The organism is Phocaeicola sp. RTP21198st1_B8_RTP21198_201120 (assembly GCF_040929485.1).
GTDB classification, from domain to species: domain Bacteria; phylum Bacteroidota; class Bacteroidia; order Bacteroidales; family Bacteroidaceae; genus Phocaeicola; species Phocaeicola dorei.
The window spans coordinates 1-544 of sequence record NZ_JBCOCI010000225.1 but is presented as its reverse complement, the minus strand read 5'-3'; the positions used below and the strand labels follow the sequence as shown (position 1 = coordinate 544).

Below are 544 nucleotides of genomic sequence, written 5' to 3'. Positions count from 1 at the left end.
TTTAATCAACTTAGAAGAAAACTGGGACAAAACTTATCTAAAGACTCCGGCAGGCATTTTTACCCAAGCAACTCTTCCTATTGATTCTATCGCAAATGTATTAGCTGGTGACACATTGAATGCCGTAAAATTAACATTCACAAACTATAATCAACCTGCTGACAAAAAATTTGGCATGTCTATTCCATCTAATGTTATGCTAATACGAAAGAAAGAAAAAGATTCTTTCTTTAAAGAAAACAAGTTAACCGATGGAATTTCATCATACTTAACAAGCCACAGTAGTAATATCAACCAGTATAGTTTCAACAATATAACCCAGCTGATTAATGCATGTATCGTAGATAAAGAGGAAGCTAGAAAAAAAGCTGGTAGTTCGTGGGATGAAAAGGCATGGGAAAATAATAACCCTGACTGGAATAAAGTTGTATTAATTCCTGTCTTAGTAACTTATGATTCGTCAAGTAGTAATAGTTATTATGGAACATCTAGCAACATTATTAGCATACAGCATGATTTGAAACCTGGATATGTACGTCTAAAG

1 protein-coding gene is annotated in these 544 nt (G+C 33.5%); it reads left to right on the top strand.

Features of this window, described 5'->3' with window-relative positions; all coding sequences use genetic code 11:
• A partial coding sequence (locus AB5935_RS24790) for a DUF4270 family protein (protein ID WP_368327732.1) occupies nucleotides 1-544 on the top strand: 544 nt, incomplete at both ends.